The organism is Gordonia sp. (in: high G+C Gram-positive bacteria) (genome assembly GCF_052106715.1).
In the GTDB taxonomy this organism is placed as follows: domain Bacteria; phylum Actinomycetota; class Actinomycetes; order Mycobacteriales; family Mycobacteriaceae; genus Gordonia.
Map to the genome: position 1 here is coordinate 1 of NZ_JBQEDL010000048.1, position 20,453 is coordinate 20,453.

Consider the following 20,453-nt stretch of genomic DNA (forward strand, 5'->3'; position numbering starts at 1 on the left):
GCCATCGACAAGACCGAACGCGCCGCAGGTCGCTCCTCTGGGCGGCCGCGTCGCAAGATCGTGAACGTCGACGAGCTGAGAGCAGCAGCCGGGATCTAGGACTGTCGTTCGATTGTCCTATATTCGTCAAGTGTGGTCCACGGACCTGCTGCCTGACGGGTTCGTCGGTAGCGATTCTTCGGTGATGCCGCGAATGTAGGCCTCGAGGATTGGTTGGGTGTTGCTGGTGGTTCCGATAGCGATTCGGTGAAGCAACAGCGAGTCCGTGAGCATGATTAGTCCTTCAACTTCTAGCTCGCTGGTTGAAACGCCTGCCGCGTTGAGGGCGAAGGTCGATACCTGTTGAGCGACGGCGTGGACTGTTGAGTTTGTAGTCAGTCTGGCGTGTAGTTCCTGGTCCTCGGTTGTCTCCATGAGGAGCGTCAGGCGCGCTTTGATGTCGTCGCCGCGGGTGGCGAGGGTTTCGATCAGCTCGGCGATGAGTTCAGATACATCTTGTGGCTCGAACGAGCCGTGGCCGATGCGGGTGGTGATTGCTTGAGTAAGTTCCTCAACTTCTGCTTCGGATCGGGTGGCGAGGCGGTTGGCAATGAGGTCGATGAGGGCATCTCGAGTCGCGGCGTAGTGACTGGTCGAGCCTTGCGGTAGGCCGGCCTCTCTGTCGACGGCCCGATGTGTGAGGGCGCGCATGCCGTCCCGGCTGATGATGCGCACGCCAGTGTCTGCAACGAGGTCTCGGCGCTGTGAACGGGCAACGGTCATGCCCGCAACGCTACAGGTGTAGCGTGTGCGCTTGCGGAGCTACAGCTGTAGCGCTGGTTGGGTTTGGCCACTTCGTGGGCCGGAAGAAAGGACAGAGTATTGAACATTGAATTCGTTCCTGACCAGAATCTGTATCCGTTCGCGTCCCGCTGGTTCGAGTCGTCGCGCGCGCGTGTTCACTACGTCGACGAGGGAACCGGAACGCCGATATTGTTTTGCCATGGGTCGCCCACCTGGAGCTTCCTTTATCGCAAGGTGATTGGCGACCTCAGCTCTCGGTACCGGTGCATTGCCGTCGACTATCCAGGTTTTGGACTGTCCGAGCGGCCACCGGGCTACGGGTACACCATCGACGAACTGACGGACGCGGTGGGAGAGCTGATCGACCATTTGCATCTTGAGGGGTTCATCGTGGTGGGTCAAGACTGGGGTGGCCCCATTGGCTTGGGCGCTGCGCTGCGAAGGGCCGACCGTGTCCGGGGGGTGGTAGTCAGTAACACCGCGTTCTGGCCCATCGAGCCTTTGGCTAACCGTGCTTTCAGCGTGATCATGAGTAGCGCACCGATGCAGCGAAAGATTCTCCAACAGAACTTCCTTGTCGAGAAGTTTCTCCTTGGGAAGGCGGGACCTGCGTTAACGCCTGAGGAGGCTGACCAGTACCGTGCTGTCCAACCTGATTGGGATGCTCGTCGCGGCCTCGCTGTCATGCCGGCCCAGATCCGGGCAGCACGCCCTTTGCTGGCGAAGCTTTCGACAGACGTGCCGACCACCTTGGGGGCCAAACCCGCGCTAGCTGTGTGGGGGATGCGAGACATGGTCTTCCGCCCCAACACCTGCCTACCGCGTGTCCGCGACAGCTTCGCCGACCTGACGGTCGTCGAGTTGCCGGAAGCCGGACACTTCGTGCCCGAAGATGCCCCTTACGCACTCGCCAGAGCCATCGTCGACCGGTTCCCATGTTGATCGCTCTAGCCGCCGATCATCTAGGACGTAGAGTCCGCTGCTGGCCCTGACCAGTCGGTTCGTAGGTCGTTGTAGACCTCGCGGACGATGAACCGTTTGAGGCAGCGCACGACGTCCTTCTTGGATAGTCCTTCCGATCGGCGGCGGGTCAGGTAGTCGATGGTGCGCGCGTCGAACCGCAGCCGAACCACGATAACCATGTGTAGCGCGCGGTTAGCTTGGCGGTCGCCTCCGCGGTGTAGCCGCATCCTGTGAGTTCGACCGGACGAGACGGGTATGGGGGCCACACCGCATAGTCGGGCGAATGCTGCTTCGCTGGAGAGGCGGTCGGGATTATCTCCGGCGGTGATCAGGAACTGGGCGGCGTGCCCGGTACTGATACCGCACCGGCTGATCAGGGCCGGTGCGGACGCTGCGACGAGGGCGGCGAGTTGGTGGTCGAGTGCCTTAGTCTCCTGGTCGTGGACTTGGATGCGCTTGGCGAGTATTCGTAAGGCCGGTTTGCAGACTATTGGTCAGTCAGCCCCCTACCGGACAACCCGCACCATCTTCACTGATGAATGGAGTCCGCGGACCCGCCGGGCCGAAGCCACAGCGAGTCCGCGGAGAACGGGGCCTTCTCGTCGAGCGCAGTGGCTCGGCGAAGAGGTTAGGACGCGTGATCGATCACGCCGCGGACATTGAGTCCGTTACGAAGATCCTCGTATCCCTGGTTGACGTCTTCGAGCGAGTAGCGCTTGGTGATGAGCTCGTCGAGTTTGAGCTGACCGGCGTCGTACAGCCGAAGGAGGCGGACGATGTCGTACTGCGGGTTCATCGACCCGAACAGCGTTCCCATGATCGTCTTCTGATTGAGCGTCAAATCGGTGCCCGACACCTGGACAGTCAGCTTCGTCGGATCGGCCAGGCCGGTGATGACGACACGGCCACCCTTGCCGATGACGGCCGTAGCGGCCTGGACGACGGGGACGTCGACAGTGCCCACGAGGATCAGCGCAGCGTCGGCGCCCTGACCCCAGGTGAGTTCGGTGACCTTCTCCTGCGCCTCCTCAGCGGTCGCGAAAGCGTGTGTCGCACCGAATTTGAGCGCTTGGTCGCGCTTCATCTGCACGGGATCGACCACCACCACGTACTTGCAGCCCGCGGATACGGCGCCTTGGACGGCGTTGATGCCCAGTCCGCCGATGCCGTAGATCACCGCGGTGTCGCCCGCACGTAGGTTGCCCGCGTTCACCGCGGTGCCCCATCCGGACGGTACGCCGCAACCGACGAGGACGGCGGTCTCCAGCGGGAGCCAGTCGTCCACCTTGACCACGGAGTGCTGGGAGATGGTGGCGTACTCGGAGAAGGTGCCGAGCATGCACATGCCGCCGAAATCCTTGCCGTCGGCGTGGAAGCGGAACGTGCCGTCGGGCAGATTCCCCTCGAGAATCGTGGCGCCCATATCGCAGAGGTTCTGGCGACCGGTGGAGCAATAGCGGCAGGTTCCACAGTTCGGGATGAAGCTGCACACCACGTGGTCGCCGGGCTTCACCTTGGTGACGCCGGGACCGACCTCCTGGATGATCCCCGAGCCCTCGTGGCCGCCGACGATGGGAAAGCGCGGCGGGAGGTCGCCGTCGGTGAGGTGCAGATCGGAGTGGCAGAGGCCGGCCGATGTGAACTTGATCAGGACTTCGCCGGTCTGGGGGCCGTCGAGGTCGAGCTCCATGATCTCGAAGGGCTTGCCGGCTTCGAGGAGCACTGCTGCTTTGGTCTTCATGAAATCTTCTCTTTTCGGTAGGTGGATGGGGGGTTAGAGCGCGACGTTGACGGACTTGGTCTGGGTGTACAGATCGATGGCGGAGTCGCCGAGTTCACGGCCCCACCCGGACTGCTTGAATCCGCCGAACGGGAGAGCGGTGTCGAAGCCGTTGTACTGATTGACCCACACCGAACCGGCTTGGACGGCTGCCGCGGTGCGATGCGCCTTCGAGATGTCCTTGGTCCAGATGCCCGCGGCGAGTCCGTAGATCGAGTCGTTCGCGGCCTGCGCCACGTCCTCTTCACCGTCGAACGGAAGCGCGACGACCACCGGTCCGAAGATCTCCTCCTCGACGATCGAGAGCTCGGGCTTCACGTCGACGAACACCGTCGGTTCGACGAAGTAGCCCTCGCTGCCCCAACGCTTTCCGCCGGTGAGTGCGCGTGCGCCGTCGGCGAGGCCCTGCTGGATGTAGCCGTTGACCCGGTCGAACTGCTCCTGCGACACCAACGGGCCGAGTTCCGTGGTCGGGTCGAGGCCGGGACCGATCTTGGCCTGGGACGCGGCATCGGCCACCGCCTGCGTGAAGTCGTCGAAGATCTCCCGCTGGACGAACATCCGGGTGCCTGCCACACAGCACTGGCCGTGGTTAAACATCCAGGCGGCGACCGACCCGGCGACCGCTGCGTCGAAGTCGGCGTCCGCGTAGACGATGTTCGGGCTCTTGCCGCCCAATTCGAGTGACACCTTCTTAAGGTTGCCCGTCGATGCCTGGACGATCTTCTTGCCGACCTCGGTCGACCCGGTGAACGCGACCTTGTCGACGTCCATGTGCGCCGACAGTGCGGCACCCGCATCGCCGTAGCCGGGGACGATATTGACGACGCCGGGAGGGAACCCGGCTTCCTCGAAGAGCTCACCGAGCATCAGTGCGCTCAGCGGTGTCTGCTCGGCCGGCTTGAGGACCACCGTGTTGCCTGCGGCCAGCGCGGGCGCGAGTTTCCACGTGGCCATCAGGATGGGGAAGTTCCACGGGACGATCTGTCCGCACACACCGATCGACTCGCGCCGGGTGTAGGCATGGAACTGCTGGTCGGCGGGTGCGAACGGCATGGACGGCGTGATCGACGAGCCGGAGATCTTGGTGACCAGACCGGCGTTGTAGCGCCAGACGTCGGCGGACCACGGGACGTCGACGGCCGAGGCGATCGAGACCGACTTGCCGTTGTCGAGGGCTTCGAGTTGGCCGAAGACGTCGGCGCGCTCGCTGAGGAGGTCGCCGACCCGCCAGATCAGACGTTCGCGCTCGTTCGGTCGCATCCGTGACCACGGGCCCTCGTACGCGGCGCGCGCGGCGGCGACTGCGCGGTCGATGTCGGAGGCCTCGCCGTGCGCGACATTCGTGATGACTCGTCCGGTCGCTGGATCATGAGTGGCGAACGTCCGGCCGGACGCCGCGTCGACCCACTGCCCGCCGATCAGCATCTTGCGGTCCGCCCGCACGAAGTCGGCGACGGCTGGCAGCAGGGCCGGGTCCAGAGTCGTGGTCATCGGTGCCTCCTAACGAAGGGGTGTGAAGTGCGCCACTGTGGCGTACGTCATTTCTCCCACGCTCCGAGGACTGTCGCGTGTCCGGAAACTGAACACATCGGGTGCACAGGTGTGGGCAGTCAGATGCCGAGCGCTCGAATCCTCGCGTACAGCGTGGTTCGGCTTATGCCGAGCGACTTCGCGGCATGGCTCTTGTTTCCGGATGCGACGTCGAGTGCTTCGAGGATCGCCTGGCGCTCTGCCTGTTCCAGGCCCATCAGCTTGGATGCGCGAGTCGAGCCGCGGTACTCCTCGGGGAGATCGGCGGCTCCGATTGCGCGCGAACCGCGTCGTCTCGCGGAGGCTGCGGCCTGGTTGAGGACGATGGTCAGTTCGGTGAGGTTGCCCGGCCACTCCTGACAGACGAGCGCATCCGCGGCGTCCGAATGCAGGTCCAGGCGGGGGTCGATGCGGCGCAGCGCCCCCTGGCCGAGTGCGGCCAGCTCCGTGGTGCGCTGACGCAACGGTTGCGGGGTGATGCGATGCCTGCAGCACGCGGTGAGCGCGGCGGCCGGGCTCGAGAGAGATTCGACCGGGCCGGTGATGATCACGATCGGCGGGTCCGACGGTCCTCGGCTCGAGACCGCCGCATGCAACAAGCGGAGTGACCGTTCGTCGAGGAGGTCGGCTCCGTCGACGATCACGCCCCGACCCGATAGTCGCGACGCGCGGAGGATGGTCGCGATGTCGATGAGCGTCCCGTCCAGGATCGATGCGGCGACGTCGACGACGGTCGCTTCGTCGGCGGGGACGCGGGTGAATGCGTGCGTGGTGCGACCGGTGCCCGGCTCGCCGCAGATCGCGGTGGTCGCAGCGACGGCCGCGGGCGAACTCGGTACGGTCGCGGGTGCGAGGTCGTCCAGTCGTGGGCGGAGGCGGAAGACTGCCGCGTGCCGGACTCCCGGCACTCGGTCGACGGCGATGTCGGCGATGACGCCGCATACCAGGGTGATGGTCGGCGGTGCGTGCTTCTCACCGACCAGAAGCCGTAACGTGCCGAAGTCGCCCGGCGCGAGGAGTTGGGAGGCAAGCGAATTCGCGAGCTGAAGATCGTCGCCGACGGCGGCGACCGCCCGGTCTCGTCGCGCCGATGCGTGCTCGAACGCGGACACCACTGCGCGGTGGTCGGCGTGTGATCGGCTCAACAGACGGTCAGCGATATCGTCGACGAGTCCGCGGATCAGTGGCACTGACAGCGGGTTCACGCGGTCGGCGACCTCGGTCATGCAGATGATTCCCGCGAGCCGCCGTGTCGCCGGATGAATGATCGGTCTGCCAAAGCAGCTCAGCGACTGGAACTGTTCGAGGTAGTGCTCGCTGCCGTTGATGACGACGTCGCCGCGCACTTCCGCTGTGGTGCCCAGCGCTGTCGTACCCATCTCCTGCTCACTGAACGCCGCGCCGTGGACGGCTCCGACCCCCTCTAGCCTGCGCTCGAGAGTTGCGTCGGCCGACACCCGCGCGACCATCCGGCTCTCGTTGTCGACTAGCAGGAGTGCGGTCTCCGTTCCCCCGAGCGCTTCTGCCGCACGAGCGAGCACCGGACGCGCTGCGTCGAGTAGTGGGTCCGCAGAGGCGATGTCGGACAGGATCGGCTCCGGTCGAGCGTCACGCTGCAGGCCCGAAGACGCGACACGTCGCCACGATGCCGCAATCACGTCGCGATGAGGGAGTCCGGTGGTCACGACTTCAACTGTGGCACGGATTACACTCGATCGGTACCCCGGTGCAGCGCGTTGCATCCGATCCGGTGCCGTGCCGACGTCTCGGCGGGCCGCCCGCTCCGGTTACCGTTGAGTCATGCGTGTCGCGACGTGGAACGTCAATTCGGTGAAACAGCGTGTGCCCCGACTGCTGCCGTGGCTCGACGAGCGAGCGCCCGACGTAGTGTGCCTTCAGGAGACGAAGGTGTCCGATGAGGTGTTCGCATCCGAGTTGGGCGACGAACTCGCCTCGCGCGGATACGAGTTCGCGCATGCCGGGCAAGGCCAGTGGAACGGTGTCGCGCTCCTGAGCCGGGTCGGACTCGACGACGTCCGAGTCGCGTTCGAGGGCGCACCCGGGTTCCCCGATGTCGACGCAGCCCCCGAAGGCCGAGCGGTCTCCGCTGTCTGCGACGGTGTCCGCGTCCACTCGCTGTACGTGCCGAACGGTCGCGACGTGGACTCCGACCACTACCGGTACAAACTGGCGTGGCTCCAAGCGCTGCGGACGTCGATCGTCGACGAGGCGGACACGACGATGCTCTGCGGGGACTTCAACATCATCCCGACCGACCAGGACTGCTTCGATCCGGCGGCCTTCGTCGGGCACACGCACGTGACGCCTCCCGAACGGGACACGCTCGCCGCGTTCACCGACCTCGGGCTGCGTGACACGATGCGCGAGCACTGGCCCGACGAGCGGATCTACAGCTACTGGGACTATCGCGCGGGCATGTTCCACAAGGATCTCGGAATGCGGATCGACCTGCTCCTGGCCGGCGGCCCGATCGCCGACCGCGTGCAGGCTGCATGGGTGGATCGCAAGGCGCGCAAGGGAACCAAGCCAAGTGATCACGCACCGGTGTTCGTCGACCTCGACACCGCACCCGACGGCGACGTCGGCCCCGTGTTGCCACCGCCGTCGCGTCCGGCGAAGGTGTCGCCGGGGTCGGTGAGTCTGCCGCACACGGTCGCCGACTGACAACAGTGCCAGACTGACGGGGGGTCACCCGTAGGTGAAGGAGAACACCTGCAGTCCGGCAGTCGGAGCCACCTCGACGCGTCCGGGTTCGTTGTCCTGTGTGTCGACGATCTTGTGCAGCGTGGGGGGTCCGCTGATCGGGACCGTTCTCGTCGCGCCGTCGCGTCTTATTGAGAGGCTTCCGGTGCCGCCGACTACGATGTACACGTTCTTCGCGTGGTAGTCGACTCGGATGGACGCACCGTCTCTCGCAGTCGCGCCCTGGTAGTCGAGACTCCAGCGGCCCGAGAGGGCGAACGTGTCGGGTGCCTGATCGGCGGGGTAGCTGTAGTCGTCGATTCCTGACACGTAACGCGTCGGACCGCTGTAGTTGACGACCTTTCCGACTCCCAGATACGTCTCGGGCGTCGTCGACTCCGTCGGCGTGGTGTCGCTCCGCTCGGTCGGCGGAGGCAGTCTCACGCCGGGTCGAGCAGCAGTGAGCAACTCACGAATGAGCCGCTCGGAGTTCGCGTAGCCGCCCTCGCCGAACTCGATGTGGCGGACCGTTCCGGAGGCATCGACGAGGTACTGAGCGGGCCAGTAGCTGTTGCGGTAGGCGGTCCAGGTCGCGAACGCCGGGTCAAGGGCGACCGGATACTTGATCCGCAGTTCGTCGGCCGCCTTCTTCACGTTCGAGGGCACCTTCTCGAAGGCGTACTCGGGGGTGTGGACCCCGATCACCTCGAGCCCGCTGGCGCGGTACTTGTCGTACCAGCCGACGACATGCGGGATGCTGCGTTGGCAGTTGATGCACGAGTACGCCCAGAAGTCGATGAGGATTACCTTGCCGTGCAACCCGGACAAGTCGACGGGCGCGTGACCGGGAGTGTTGAACCACTCGCTGATCCCGGCCAGTCGAGGCGCCCTGCCGCAGCTCTGCAACTGCTCGGCGCCGTCGGAGCATTTGGACAGCTCGCGGTTCTCGTCTGTGACGATGCCTCCGATGTCGAGCTTGGAGGTCAGGTCGTCGGCTCCACCGACCGAGTCCTGCAACGCCCCTGTGTAGTCAGGGATGGCTCGCTGCAGCGCGGCAGGCACGTTGAGGACCAGGCCGACCGCGAGACCGATCATGACCACACCGCCTGCAATACGGATCGCCCGTTGATGCTTCCGGAATCCGGCCACGCGTTCGGCGACTCGTCGCCCGGCGAGCGCGAAGGCCAGGAGAGGCAGTGCGGCGCCGACTGCGAACGACAACGTCAGCGCGACGGTGTCGATTCCGATCTCGCCGGTGGCGCCTGCGACCACGATGGCGGCGAGCACGGGTCCGGCGCATGGCACATACAGGACCCCGAGCGCCAGCCCCAGGCTGAATCCGGACTTTCCGGCGCCGACCGATCTGGTCGGCAGTCGCGAGAATGGCTTCTCCAACAGGTGCTCGACCGCCGGGAAGATGAGTCCGACCCCGATCACGGCGAGGACGATCAGACCGGCCCACCGAAACGTGTCCTGCGGCAGGTTCACCAGCGACAGCAGGCTCGAGCCGATCAGCGTCACGGAGGCGAAGCTGACGACGAGGCCGCCGATCACCCGATACGGGCGACTCCGGTCGGACAAGTGGAGTCGTCGCCGCTTCTTCTCGGGCGGGTCGACGTCGGCATCGGCTGAGTCGTCGTCCCGGGCGTTCTGCGCGCCGGAGAAGAACACGACAGGCAACACCGGGAGGATGCACGGCGAGATGCCGGTGATCAGACCGCCGACGAAGCCGATGAGCACGATTGTGTACATGCCGAGCATTCGGTGCGGCGGCCATGACGGATGGGTGGTCTCGAAATGCTTGGCCGCCGGTCGGGGAGTACGAACGCAGACCGATGAATCATTCACCCATCCGATTCGCGCTCTGCTTCGAATGGCTCATGTCACAGCAGAAGATCCCCGGCGAGCGTCGGAGATCCACGATGAGGGAGACCGCCCATGAGAATCTCGAAGACGACTGCAGCCAAGATGACAGCGATGACCTTCGCTGTCGCCGCGGCGGCGACAATGACCGCCTGTTCGAGCGACGAGTCGACCAGCGAATCGGCCGATTCGTCGGACACTGCCATGATGAGCACGAGCGCGATGTCGTCCGGGTCGATGGACCCGGCGGCCGGACTCGTCGGGCCGGGATGTGCCGACTACGCGAAGAAGGTCCCGACCGGACCGGGCTCGGTCACCGGCATGTCCACCGAACCGGTGGCCGTCGCCGCGTCGAACAACCCGTTGCTGACCACCCTCACCTCGGCGCTGTCCGGCAAGCTCAACCCCGACGTCAACCTCGTCGACACGCTCAACGGCGGTGAGTTCACCGTCTTCGCGCCGGTCGACGACGCTTTCGCGAAGGTTGATCCGGCGACGATCGACTCGCTCAAGACCGACGCACCCGCGCTGAAGTCGCTGCTCACCTACCATGTGGTCGCCGGCCAGGTCGGACCCGAGAAGATCGCAGGAGAGCACAAGAGCGTCCAGGGCGACACCGTGACGGTCACCGGAAGCGGAGACGATCTCAAGGTCGACGACGCGAGCGTGATCTGCGGCGGTGTGCGGACCGCGAATGCGACCGTCTACCTCATCGACGAGGTTCTGATGCCCCCCGCCGACAAGTAGAAGGCAGTTGCGTAAACCCGCTGTGCCGAGGCGGTCGACTTCCACGATCGGGAGTCGACCGCCTCGGCAGTGGTGTCTTTCCTCGATCGACGGCAGGCTGGCGACATGGGCATAGAATTCACGAGTACTCTCGACGCTTCGATCGACGAGGTCTTCGGCTGGTTCGCCAAGCCGGGAGCACTGCGTAGACTGCTCCCCCCGTGGCAGCCGATGCGTGCGATTCACGAAGCGGACTCCATCGCTGACGGTCGAGCTGTGCTCGGTCTCCCCGGTGGGCTTCGGTGGCAGGCTCAACACATGGCCGCCGATTTCTCGCCGCCCCATCGGTTCGTCGATGAGCGCGTCGTCGACGGTCCGCGCAGCGTCCCCGCCGCCCTGGCGGGCCCGTGGCGGCATGAGCACGAGTTCCACGAGACGTCCGACGGACGAACCGAGGTGATCGACCGCGTGCACACGGCGGTGCCCGAAGCGCTTCTCCGATCCACGTTCGAGTTCCGGCACCGCCAACTGGCCGACGATCTGGCCGCCCACCACACCGCCCGGATCGGGGGCCTCGAGCCGTCGGTGATCGCAGTGTCCGGTGCGTCCGGACTGGTGGGGTCGGCACTGTGCGCACTGCTGAGTACCGGCGGGCATCGCGTGATCCGACTGGTTCGTCGCCGAGCGGTCGGCAACGACGAGCGGGCATGGGACCCGGGATCGCCTGCTGCGGATCTGCTCGACGGGGTCGACGCCGTCCTGCATCTGGCGGGCGCCCCGATCGCCGGCCGGTTCACCGACGCCCACCGCGCGGTGATCCGAGACTCTCGCGTGGAGCCCACACGTCGCCTCGCGGAATCGGCGGCGTCGAACGGAGTCCATACGTTCGTCAGCGCATCGGCGATCGGGTTCTACGGATACGACCGTCCGGGCGAAACGCTGAGCGAGTCGTCGACCAGAGGCGGTGGCTTTCTCGCCGAGGTCGTCGACGACTGGGAGCAGGCCGCCCGGCCGCCGGGTGTGCGGACCGTCCAGGTGCGAACCGGCATCGTGCAGAGTCCGCTCGGCGGGACGCTGCGCCTGCAACGTCCGATCTACACAGCAGGGCTCGGCGGACGACTGGGCAGTGGGCGACAGTGGCTGTCGTGGATCGACCTCGACGACCTGCTCGACGTCTACCTGCGAGCGTTGTTCGACGGTCGGCTCGTCGGGCCCGTCAACGCTGTCGCACCCGAACCGGTGACGGCCGCGGACTATGCGACGACACTCGGCCGCGTGCTCCACCGCCCCGCGGTGCTGCCGGTACCCGAGTTCGGACCCGCGCTGCTCCTCGGTCGCCAAGGTGCGCGAGAGCTCGCAGCGGCCGATCAGCGGGTGGTCTGCCACAGACTCGACGATGTCGGACACGTGTTTCGGCGCCCGTCGTTGGAGGCGTCCTTGAGGCATCAACTCGGTCGCTGACGGCCGTGATCGGGTGGCGTCGCCGCCTCGTACCGGTCGGCAACCCATCCGATTCGGAGGCGGTTCCGAACGCCTTGTGTGAGCACCACTAAACCACTGTCACCGGGTTCGGCTGTCGCCGTCGTCGGCAGCGGCGTCGCCGGTCTGACCGCTGCGCACCTGTTGTCGCGTGAGCACATCGTCACCCTCGTCGAGGCCGACAGACGGCTGGGCGGACACGCGCACACTCAGCGACTGCGCACGACGACCGGGCAGGTACTCGACGTCGACACCGGCTTCATCGTCCACAACGATCGGACGTACCCGACTCTGCTGCGCCTGTTCGCCGAGCTCGGAGTGCCGACGCAGGACTCCGACATGTCGATGTCGGTCGCGTCGGAGATCACCGGGCTGGAATACGCGGGAGCGCTCGGCATCGGTGGGCTCTTCCCGCAGCGCGCGAACGTGTTCAGTGTCCGTCATATTCGGATGCTGGCCGAGGTGCGCCGTTTCCACCGACTCGCTCGGGAGGTCCTCGACGGCCCGGCAGACGATGTGCCGCTGAGCGGGTTCGTCGCGACCGCGGGACTGTCGACCTACTTCGTCGACAACTTCCTGTTGCCGCTCGTTGCGGCGGTATGGTCGTGCGACGCTTCGACGGCGGCGGACTTTCCGGCCCGCTACCTGTTCACCTTCCTCGATCACCACGGCATGCTCACCGTGTTCGGGTCACCGGCGTGGCGGACGGTCACCGGTGGCTCGGACACCTACGTGCAGGCAATCGCACGCGGCATCGGCCGGCGTGGCGGACAAGTGCGGACGTCATCGAAGGTGATCGGTCTCCGAGAGACCGCGGACGGTGTGGTTCTGCGCAGTTCGGACTCGGCGGAGGTCTACGACGCGGTCGTCGTCGCGACGCACCCGCACCAGGCACTGGCCCTGCTCGAGCACCCGACCGGAAGCCAACGCGCAGTCCTCGGGGCACTTCGATACTCGGCGAAACACGCCGTACTGCACACCGACGAATCGCTGCTTCCACGTGCACGTCGGGCCCGAGCATCCTGGAACTACCAGATCAGAAGCGATGAAGCAGGCATCGCGGTGACCTACGACCTCACTCGGCTGATGCGCCTTCCCGCAGCGAGTGAGCGGGCACTCGTCACGATGGGCCGTACCGATCTGGTTGACCCGCTGACGGTCGTCGCCGACATGACATACGAGCATCCCGTGTACGACGTGGGGTTCGTCGCCGCCCAACGGCGACTCGCCGATATCGACACGATGCGGACGTCGTTCGCCGGCGCCTATCACGGCTGGGGATTCCACGAGGACGGCGCGGCCGCGGGCGCCGCCGCCGCGCACCGACTCGGAGGCCGCTGGGGCATGGCCGACGACGATCTGCTGGCCGAGACCGCCCGATGAATACATCAGCCCGCATCGTGCCGGTGCAGATCGCGCACATCCGTCGCACTCCCATCGACCACCGGTTCTCCTATCGCGGTCTGACGTGGCTCGTCGACATCGACGACCTGCCGAGTCTTCCGATCGGGCTGCGCGGGCTCAGCCGGTTCGTACCCGCCGATCACTTCTCGGAACCGGCTCGCGCAGGACAGTCACTCCGCGACCGACTGAACGAAGCGGTTCGGGCCCGCGGCTTCGTCGCGCCGACGGGGCGAGTACTTGCGCTGACGTCACCGCGCGTGGGCGGCTACACCTTCAATCCACTGAGTGTGTTCTGGTGCCACGACCGATCCGGAGCACTCGAGTACGTCATCGCCGAGGTGCACAACACCTACGGCGGGCGGCACTGCTACGTAGTGCACACCGACCATGACGGACGAGCGAGCGTCGGCAAGGAGTTCTACGTGTCCCCGTTCAACGACGTCGAAGGCGAGTACCGGCTTCGCCTGCCCGAACCGACTGCGGCAGGAGAGGTGGCACTCGCGGTCGTCCTCGACCAGGCCGGTCAGTCGCCGTTCGTCGCCACGATGTCGGGCGTGGCACAGCCGGCGACCGTTCCCACGGTGCTGCGCGCTCAACTCGCCGCCCCGCTCGCGCCGTTGGTGGTGGCGCTCCGAATCCGCATCCAGGGACTCCGACTGTGGGCGCGTGGCCTGCCGATCGTCCCGCGCCCTCCAGGCCCGCGAACACCAGACTCACGACCTCCAGACTCAGAACGAGAGGCAACCCGATGACCGTCGATCGCGACGACCGCCCATCCATCGCTCGACTCAACCGGACTCGGTACCCCGGAGTCGCACCTGCGCAGGCAACGGGCTCGGCGGCAGTTCGAGGAACCGTTGCACGTGCCCTGTTCCGCCGTGTGGTCCGTGACCTACCGGTCTCCGTCGACGACGGCAGCGGCATTCACCCGCGCAACCGCGACTGGCCCCGGATGACAATCATCGACTCGGATGCCTTCTTCCGCCGACTCGGAACGTCGGGTCTGATCGGATTGGGGGAGTCGTTCATGGCGGGCGAGTGGACCGCCGACGACCTCGTCGGCGTGCTGGTCCCGTTCGCTGAACGAGCGGGCACGCTCGTCCCGCCCGTGCTGCAGCGCCTCCGCCCGCTGGTCCTGCCGTCTCATCCGGCCGCAGAACAGAACACGGTGGCCAACACACGATCGAACATCTCGCGACACTACGACCTGTCGAACGAGCTGTTCGCACTGTTTCTCGACGAGACGCTCACGTACTCGAGTGCGCATTTCGGGACCGATGCAGCAGCAACACGTGCCGGACGGGCCGACCTTGCTGACGCGCAGCGGGCGAAGATCGATCGGCTGCTCGATCACGCGGATGTACGACCGGGGACGCGCCTGTTGGAGATCGGCACCGGATGGGGAGAGCTCGCGGTGCGGGCCGCAGTACGCGGTGCGACGGTCCGGTCGGTCACGCTGTCGCGGGAACAACGGGCCCACGCGCGCCGACGAGCGCAGGAGGCCGGACTCGCAGACCGTGTCCAGGTAGACCTTCTCGACTACCGATCCGTGGACGGCGAGTACGACGCGGTGGCGTCCGTCGAGATGATCGAGGCGGTCGGCATGGAGTACTGGCCCGCCTACTTCAACACCGTCGAGCGGCTTCTGGCACCGGGCGGGCGGGCCGCGATCCAGGCGATCACGATGCCGCACAAACGGATGCTCGCGTCGGCGCGGACCTACACCTGGGTGCACAAGTACATCTTCCCGGGCGGACAGATCCCGTCGTATGACGCGATACGAGAGGCGGCCGCGAACGCCGGACTTCGCATCGATGACACCGACGCGTTCGGAGTGCATTACGCGCGAACTCTCCGAGTGTGGCGCGAGAGTTTCGAAGCCAACTGGGAGCGGATCGCCGCACTCGGGTTCGATGACACGTTCCGGCGGATGTGGACCTTCTATCTCGCCTACTCCGAGGCGGGGTTCACGTCCGGATACCTCGATGTCGTGCAACTCCGGTTCGAGCGGGGTGCGTAACGATGACCGGTGTGGGCCCGGGGTTGGCCGTACTCGGTGTCTCGGTGGCGTGGATCGCGGTGCTGCAGTCGGCCGGATTAGTGATCGGCCGTCGTATCGGGCGCTGGAACGTCGTCGACGTCATCTGGGGCCTGGGATTCGTCGGAATCGGTCTGATCGCGGGCGTGCTCGGCGGAGGGGATCCCGTGCGCCGGGGCACGGTTGCGGTGATCGTCGTGGTGTGGGGCCTTCGGTTGTCGTGGCATATGCACGTCAAGACGCGAGGGCAGGGCGAGGACCCCAGGTACTCGGAGTTCCTCGGTCCCGATCCCGGCCTCGCGACAGTGGCCCGGCGGGTCTTCGCCACCCAAGGCGTCTCGCAGATCTGGGTCGGTCTGCCGGTGATCGTGTCCGCCGTGAGCGGACCGACCTCGGGCGGATGGTGGATCGTGTTCGCGATGGGAGTTCTGGCAAGTGCGGCCGGATTCGCCATCGAAGCCCTCGGAGATGCTCAGTTGCGAGCGTATCGGCTCGATCCACAGCGGGGGCCGGTGATGGATCGCGGCCTGTGGGCGTGGACCAGGCACCCGAACTACTTCGGTGACGCCTGCCTCTGGTGGGGCGTATGGGCGATCGCGGCCTCGGGCGGTCCGGCCCTGTTCACAGTGTTCTCACCGATAGCGATGACCTACTTCCTCGTTCACGCGACCGGCGCGCGTCGACTCGAACGCATGATGGCGCGTCGACCGGCGTACGTGGAGTACCAACGTCGGACGTCGTTCTTCGTGCCGTGGCCGCCTCGCCGGACCCGGCGACGGGACACGTGATCAGTCATGGCTGCCGCGGTCGCCGAAACTCTGCACCGGCGCGAGGCTAGTCTGAACGCTGATGACAGATGGAGAGGCAGCGTGACGCGCGCCGACACCGACACCGAGGTTCTTGTCGACCTGCTGGTGCGGTCTGCGGCGGGCGACGTCGAAGCGTTCGCCGAGTTCTACGACCGGACTAGTGCCCGCGTCCACGGCATGGTGCTTCGCGTGTTACGAGACCCCGGATACTCCGAGGAGACCACCCAGGAAGTCTACCTGCAGGTGTGGCGCGGCGCCGTCGCGTACCGGCCCACAGAGGGGACGCCCATCGCATGGTTGCTATCGATCGCACACCGTCGTGCGGTGGACAGGGTTCGGTCGGAGTCGTCGGCGTCCCGCAGAGACTCGGACTACGGTGCACGGGAACTGATAGACATCGGCGACGAGGTCAGCGACGAAGTTCAGGCGCGCGAGGCGGGACGCCGACTGCGCAGGTGCCTGGAAACGTTGAGTACACGACAGGCGGAAGCTGTCGGTCTCGCCTACTACGGGGGCCTCTCGTACAGCGAGGTGGCCGACCGTCTGACCATCGGCCTGCCCGCGGTGAAGAGCCGAATCAGGGACGGATTGAAACGATTGAGGGGGTGTCTGGAGAATGGCTGATCAGTCAGAGTCACACGAACTGGACGACCTGCTCGACATGGCGCCTCTGGCGGCTCTCGACGCGCTGACCGAACTCGAGCGCGCACGGGTCACCGCCCGGCTGAACGCCGCCGACCAGTCCGTCCGCGACGCCTTCCAGGCCGAGGTCGCGGGACTGCGCGGCGCGCTCGCGGATCTCAGTGAGGCGACAGCTCAGGCTCCGCGCCCCGAGCTTCGCGACGAGTTACTCGACCGGGCGCGCGACGACCGCCCGACCGACGTGTCGCCCACGTCGCGCCTGCGGTGGATCGCCGCCGCAGCGGTGGTCCTAGTGGTCGGCATCGGTGGCGGGACGGTCGGCTACGCGATGTCGCGTTCGGACGAACCGACTCAGACCACCGCGGAGCGGGTATTCGATTCGGCGGACGTGCGAACGGTGAGTGGTTCGCTCGCGACCGGGCGGGCGTCGGTCACGTTCTCGCCATCGACTGGCGCGGGCGTCCTGGTCATGAACGACGTGCCGCCGCCAGACCCGGACAAGGTCTATCAACTCTGGCTGGTCGGGCCCGGCGGTGCTCGTCTGGGCGGGGTGATGACGCGCGGTGAAGTCGCACCGTCGACCACTGCCGTCCTGGACGATTTGGGGGACGCGACGTCGATGGCGTTCACCGTCGGCGATGCGACGGCGCCCGAACTGCGCGTCGGCCCGCCGGTCGCCGAGATCACGCTCGGCTAGCGTTCGGCGACCATGTCCTCCAGGTACCGCGGTTTGCAGATGACCCAGGCGCCGGCCAACATCACGACGACCATGCCGACGAGGAGTAGGAGGGGAACGCCCCACCCGTGGGTCACGTCGTGCAACACGCCGAACAGCATCGGACCGGCGCAGGCGAGGAGGTAGCCGACGCCCTGCGCGAATCCGGACAGCGAGGCCGATGCGGCACTCGTCCGGGTCCGAACGTTGATGAGCGTCAACGCCAGCGGGAACGTCGTCGGACCGAGACCACACAGCAACGCCCACAGAAGTGGTGCGGACAGGGGAGCCCACATTAGACCGGCGAAGCCTGCGAACCAGCAGACCGCGAACAGGACGGTGAAGCCGAACGGGTTCGCGAACCGAGTCGCCAACGACGGCGCGACGAACGTCGCGGCCAACCCGACGCCTGAGAACACGGCGACAGCGTTGCCCCCGAGCGACTCGCTGCCCCCGGCGTCGGTGAGGATCTTCGGCAACCAGGTGAACATCGCATAGGTGCCCGCCGACGTCATGCCGAACATGAGTGTCATGCCCCAGGCCATCGGGTTGCGCCACATCGAGATCCCGGCGTCCGCGACCGGAACCGGATCTGCGGCGTCCGCGATCGCCGCAGTCTCCGCTCGGAGCGTCGCGCGGCGTTGCCGGACCACCCAGAGCCACGGCCCGACTGCAGCGAGCGGCACGATGGCCCACACGCCGAGTGAGAAGCGCCAGTCCGTCGAGTCGGCCAATGGGATGGCGACCGCGGCGGGGATCACGGTCCCCGCCTGAACGAAGACGATGTAGGCGGTGCTGATCGGAGCGATTCGGTCCGCGAAGTAGCGCTTCACCAGTGGTGGGATCAGGATGTTGCCGATTCCCATGCCGAACAGGGCGACGCACGACAGGACGACGAGCACGACGACGTTCTGACTGAACGATCGTGCCGCGATGCCGATCCCGGTGATCACGACGGCCGCAAGCGTCACCTGTTCGATGCCGAATCGGCGGCCCAGGCGCGGCGACGCGATTCCCGCGACGCCGAACGCCAGTGTCGGCAGCATGCCGAGCAGACCGCTGATGGTGTTGCCGAAACCGATGTCCTCGGACACACGCTCGAGGAGCGGTGACAACGACGTGACGGCTGTGCGCAACGAGAACGCGAATACGACAATGGCGATGAGGACGATCACGCGGCCCCGCAAGCCGCCCGATCCGAATCGTCCGAACGGTGGAGTCTGCGTCGTGGTCGTCACCGGTTCAATGGTGGCAGTCGGCCCAGCGGCGAAGCCACTTGAATTCGAGTGCGACCGGTCACACGACGACGTCGCGGTACACCGGGCGGGGTGCCTGGCTTCCCGTGCTGTTCGGACCGTGTTCAACCTCGCATGTCAACGATTTTGACCGGGGTAAACCGGGGCGGTAAAGTATTGCGTCGGCACCTGCCCACGGTAGATGCTGCCCGCATGCGAAGCCGGACCCGATCCGGTGAAGCGGGGATCGCGGCTCGGACACGGCGTGTATGACACGCCCGACCTCGGGGTGACGATATCACAGTTGACCGGCGCAAACGCGCCGGTGGGGCGAGTTGCGGACATCGTTCGGAGCGAGTGTAGACACGTCTGCACTCGGACTGAAGGACGTGCCCGGAGCACCAACCGTGACGAAAAGAAGGACCGACGGGAGTCGGCCCACAAGGAGAAAAGAACTCAGTGCCAACTATTAACCAGCTGGTCCGCAAGGGCCGCAAGGACAAGGCGACGATCAAGAAGACCGCCGCCCTGAAGGGGAGCCCGCAGCGGCGCGGCGTGTGCACTCGCGTGTACACCACCACCCCTAAGAAGCCGAACTCCGCTCTTCGTAAGGTCGCTCGTGTGCGCCTGACGAGCGGCATCGAGGTCACCGCTTACATCCCGGGCGAGGGCCACAACCTGCAGGAGCACTCGATGGTGCTCGTCCGCGGTGGTCGAGTGAAGGACCTCCCCGGTGTTCGCTACCGCATCATCCGCGGTTCGCTCGACACCCAGGGTGTCAAGGACCGCAAGCAGGCTCGCAGCCGTTACGGCGCCAAGAAGGGAAGCTGATCTAAATGCCACGTAAAGGACCCGCTCCCAAGCGCCCGCTGATCAACGACCCCGTCTACGGTTCGCCGCTGGTCACGCAGCTCGTCAACAAGATCCTGCTGGACGGCAAGAAGTCGACCGCCGAGCGGATCGTCTACGAAGCCCTCGAGCAGGCTCGCGACAAGACCGGCACCGATCCGGTCGTCACGCTCAAGCGCGCACTGGACAACGTCAAGCCGACCCTCGAGGTCAAGAGCCGACGCGTCGGTGGCGCGACCTACCAGGTGCCGATCGAGGTCAAGCCGGGCCGCGCCAACACGCTGGCTCTCCGCTGGCTGGTCACGTTCAGCCGTCAGCGTCGTGAGAAGACCATGGTCGAGCGCCTCGCCAACGAGCTGCTGGATGCATCGAACGGTCTCGGCGCTTCGGTGAAGCGTCGCGAGGACACCCACAAGATGGCCGAAGCCAACCGGGCGTTCGCTCACTACCGCTGGTGACAACCGCCGGACGCGGATCGGTCACCTCCGGTCCGCGTTCATCGGCATCTTGCCCTCGGGCGGATGGCCGTCGAAGAACCAGTTCCAACCTCTAGCGAAAATGCGAGGCGAATAAGTGGCACAGGAAGTGCTGAACGACCTGACCAAGGTCCGCAACATCGGCATCATGGCGCACATCGATGCCGGCAAGACCACCACCACCGAGCGGATCCTCTACTACACCGGTGTGAACTACAAGATCGGCGAGACCCACGACGGTGCGTCGACCACCGACTGGATGGAGCAGGAGAAGGAGCGTGGTATCACCATCACCTCCGCTGCCGTGACCTGCTTCTGGGACAACAACCAGATCAACGTCATCGACACTCCCGGTCACGTCGACTTCACGGTCGAGGTCGAGCGCGCGCTCCGCGTGCTCGACGGCGCCGTCGCCGTCTTCGACGGCAAGGAGGGCGTCGAGCCCCAGTCCGAGC

21 protein-coding genes are annotated in these 20,453 nt (G+C 66.0%); 13 read left to right on the top strand and 8 right to left on the bottom strand.

Going from position 1 to position 20,453, the window contains the following annotated elements; genetic code table 11:
* Window positions 1-126: 126 nt before the first annotated feature.
* Window positions 127-762, bottom strand: coding sequence for a TetR/AcrR family transcriptional regulator (locus tag ACTIMF_RS17330; protein WP_442351524.1), 636 nt, complete (start codon window positions 760-762; stop codon window positions 127-129).
* Window positions 763-861: 99 nt separating this feature from the next.
* On the opposite strand from ACTIMF_RS17330, the gene ACTIMF_RS17335 reads away from it, so the two are divergent.
* Window positions 862-1,725: an alpha/beta fold hydrolase gene (locus tag ACTIMF_RS17335; RefSeq protein WP_442351525.1), complete on the top strand. Its 864-nt coding sequence runs from the start codon at window positions 862-864 to the stop codon at window positions 1,723-1,725.
* Between the two features lie 20 nt (window positions 1,726-1,745).
* Here ACTIMF_RS17335 and ACTIMF_RS17340 read toward each other — a convergent pair whose 3' ends face one another.
* The 4 genes from ACTIMF_RS17340 to ACTIMF_RS17355 form a co-directional block, all read right to left on the bottom strand.
* Complete coding sequence (locus ACTIMF_RS17340) at window positions 1,746-2,237, bottom strand: transposase (protein ID WP_442351541.1); 492 nt, start codon at window positions 2,235-2,237, stop codon at window positions 1,746-1,748.
* A gap of 137 nt (window positions 2,238-2,374) precedes the next feature.
* Complete coding sequence (locus tag ACTIMF_RS17345) at window positions 2,375-3,487, bottom strand: NDMA-dependent alcohol dehydrogenase (RefSeq protein WP_442351526.1); 1,113 nt, start codon at window positions 3,485-3,487, stop codon at window positions 2,375-2,377.
* 33 nt (window positions 3,488-3,520) lie between these two features.
* The gene (locus ACTIMF_RS17350; protein ID WP_442351527.1) at window positions 3,521-5,020 is read right to left on the bottom strand and encodes an aldehyde dehydrogenase family protein; all 1,500 of its coding nucleotides are present in this window, start codon (window positions 5,018-5,020) and stop codon (window positions 3,521-3,523) included.
* A gap of 119 nt (window positions 5,021-5,139) precedes the next feature.
* Window positions 5,140-6,744, bottom strand: coding sequence for a helix-turn-helix domain-containing protein (locus ACTIMF_RS17355; RefSeq protein WP_442351528.1), 1,605 nt, complete (start codon window positions 6,742-6,744; stop codon window positions 5,140-5,142).
* A 115-nt stretch (window positions 6,745-6,859) separates the two neighbouring features.
* On the opposite strand from ACTIMF_RS17355, the gene ACTIMF_RS17360 reads away from it, so the two are divergent.
* Window positions 6,860-7,744, top strand: a complete 885-nt coding sequence (locus ACTIMF_RS17360) for an exodeoxyribonuclease III (protein ID WP_442351529.1) — start codon at window positions 6,860-6,862, stop codon at window positions 7,742-7,744.
* Window positions 7,745-7,768: 24 nt separating this feature from the next.
* On the opposite strand, the gene ACTIMF_RS17365 is transcribed toward ACTIMF_RS17360, so the two are convergent.
* Together ACTIMF_RS17365 and ACTIMF_RS17370 are read right to left on the bottom strand one after the other, a co-directional pair.
* On the bottom strand, window positions 7,769-9,514 hold the full coding sequence (locus ACTIMF_RS17365) for a cytochrome c biogenesis protein CcdA (RefSeq protein ID WP_442351530.1): 1,746 nt from the start codon (window positions 9,512-9,514) through the stop codon (window positions 7,769-7,771).
* A 131-nt stretch (window positions 9,515-9,645) separates the two neighbouring features.
* The gene (locus ACTIMF_RS17370) at window positions 9,646-9,831 is read right to left on the bottom strand and encodes a hypothetical protein (protein WP_442351543.1); all 186 of its coding nucleotides are present in this window, start codon (window positions 9,829-9,831) and stop codon (window positions 9,646-9,648) included.
* Here ACTIMF_RS17370 and ACTIMF_RS17375 point away from each other — a divergent pair.
* The 8 genes from ACTIMF_RS17375 (at window position 9,740) to ACTIMF_RS17410 (ending at window position 17,420) form a co-directional block, all read left to right on the top strand.
* The gene (locus ACTIMF_RS17375) at window positions 9,740-10,372 is read left to right on the top strand and encodes a fasciclin domain-containing protein (RefSeq protein ID WP_442351542.1); all 633 of its coding nucleotides are present in this window, start codon (window positions 9,740-9,742) and stop codon (window positions 10,370-10,372) included. The genes ACTIMF_RS17370 and ACTIMF_RS17375 overlap by 92 nt on opposite strands.
* A 105-nt stretch (window positions 10,373-10,477) precedes the next feature.
* The gene (locus ACTIMF_RS17380; RefSeq protein WP_442351531.1) at window positions 10,478-11,812 is read left to right on the top strand and encodes a TIGR01777 family oxidoreductase; all 1,335 of its coding nucleotides are present in this window, start codon (window positions 10,478-10,480) and stop codon (window positions 11,810-11,812) included.
* 78 nt (window positions 11,813-11,890) lie between these two features.
* The gene (locus ACTIMF_RS17385) at window positions 11,891-13,213 is read left to right on the top strand and encodes an NAD(P)/FAD-dependent oxidoreductase (RefSeq protein WP_442351532.1); all 1,323 of its coding nucleotides are present in this window, start codon (window positions 11,891-11,893) and stop codon (window positions 13,211-13,213) included.
* Window positions 13,210-13,986: a DUF1365 domain-containing protein gene (locus tag ACTIMF_RS17390; protein ID WP_442351533.1), complete on the top strand. Its 777-nt coding sequence runs from the start codon at window positions 13,210-13,212 to the stop codon at window positions 13,984-13,986. The genes ACTIMF_RS17385 and ACTIMF_RS17390 overlap by 4 nt, the downstream gene beginning before the upstream one ends.
* Window positions 13,983-15,254: a class I SAM-dependent methyltransferase gene (locus ACTIMF_RS17395; protein ID WP_442351534.1), complete on the top strand. Its 1,272-nt coding sequence runs from the start codon at window positions 13,983-13,985 to the stop codon at window positions 15,252-15,254. The genes ACTIMF_RS17390 and ACTIMF_RS17395 overlap by 4 nt, the downstream gene beginning before the upstream one ends.
* Window positions 15,255-15,256: 2 nt before the next feature.
* Window positions 15,257-16,060, top strand: a complete 804-nt coding sequence (locus tag ACTIMF_RS17400) for a DUF1295 domain-containing protein (RefSeq protein WP_442351535.1) — start codon at window positions 15,257-15,259, stop codon at window positions 16,058-16,060.
* A gap of 6 nt (window positions 16,061-16,066) precedes the next feature.
* Window positions 16,067-16,705 (top strand): ECF RNA polymerase sigma factor SigK, encoded by a 639-nt coding sequence (gene sigK / locus ACTIMF_RS17405; RefSeq protein ID WP_442351536.1) that lies wholly within the window; start codon window positions 16,067-16,069, stop codon window positions 16,703-16,705.
* Window positions 16,698-17,420 (top strand): anti-sigma factor domain-containing protein, encoded by a 723-nt coding sequence (locus ACTIMF_RS17410; RefSeq protein ID WP_442351537.1) that lies wholly within the window; start codon window positions 16,698-16,700, stop codon window positions 17,418-17,420. The genes sigK and ACTIMF_RS17410 overlap by 8 nt, the downstream gene beginning before the upstream one ends.
* Here the strand turns inward: ACTIMF_RS17410 and ACTIMF_RS17415 are convergent.
* On the bottom strand, window positions 17,417-18,676 hold the full coding sequence (locus ACTIMF_RS17415) for a CynX/NimT family MFS transporter (RefSeq protein WP_442351538.1): 1,260 nt from the start codon (window positions 18,674-18,676) through the stop codon (window positions 17,417-17,419). The genes ACTIMF_RS17410 and ACTIMF_RS17415 overlap by 4 nt on opposite strands.
* Before the next feature lie 456 nt (window positions 18,677-19,132).
* On the opposite strand from ACTIMF_RS17415, the gene rpsL reads away from it, so the two are divergent.
* The 3 genes from rpsL to ACTIMF_RS17430 form a co-directional block, all read left to right on the top strand.
* Complete coding sequence (gene rpsL, locus ACTIMF_RS17420) at window positions 19,133-19,504, top strand: 30S ribosomal protein S12 (protein ID WP_237010514.1); 372 nt, start codon at window positions 19,133-19,135, stop codon at window positions 19,502-19,504.
* A gap of 5 nt (window positions 19,505-19,509) precedes the next feature.
* Window positions 19,510-19,980 (top strand): 30S ribosomal protein S7, encoded by a 471-nt coding sequence (gene rpsG, locus ACTIMF_RS17425; protein ID WP_442351539.1) that lies wholly within the window; start codon window positions 19,510-19,512, stop codon window positions 19,978-19,980.
* A gap of 115 nt (window positions 19,981-20,095) precedes the next feature.
* Window positions 20,096-20,453 (top strand): GTP-binding protein (locus ACTIMF_RS17430; RefSeq protein WP_442351540.1); only part of this gene is annotated, 358 nt, incomplete at its 3' end.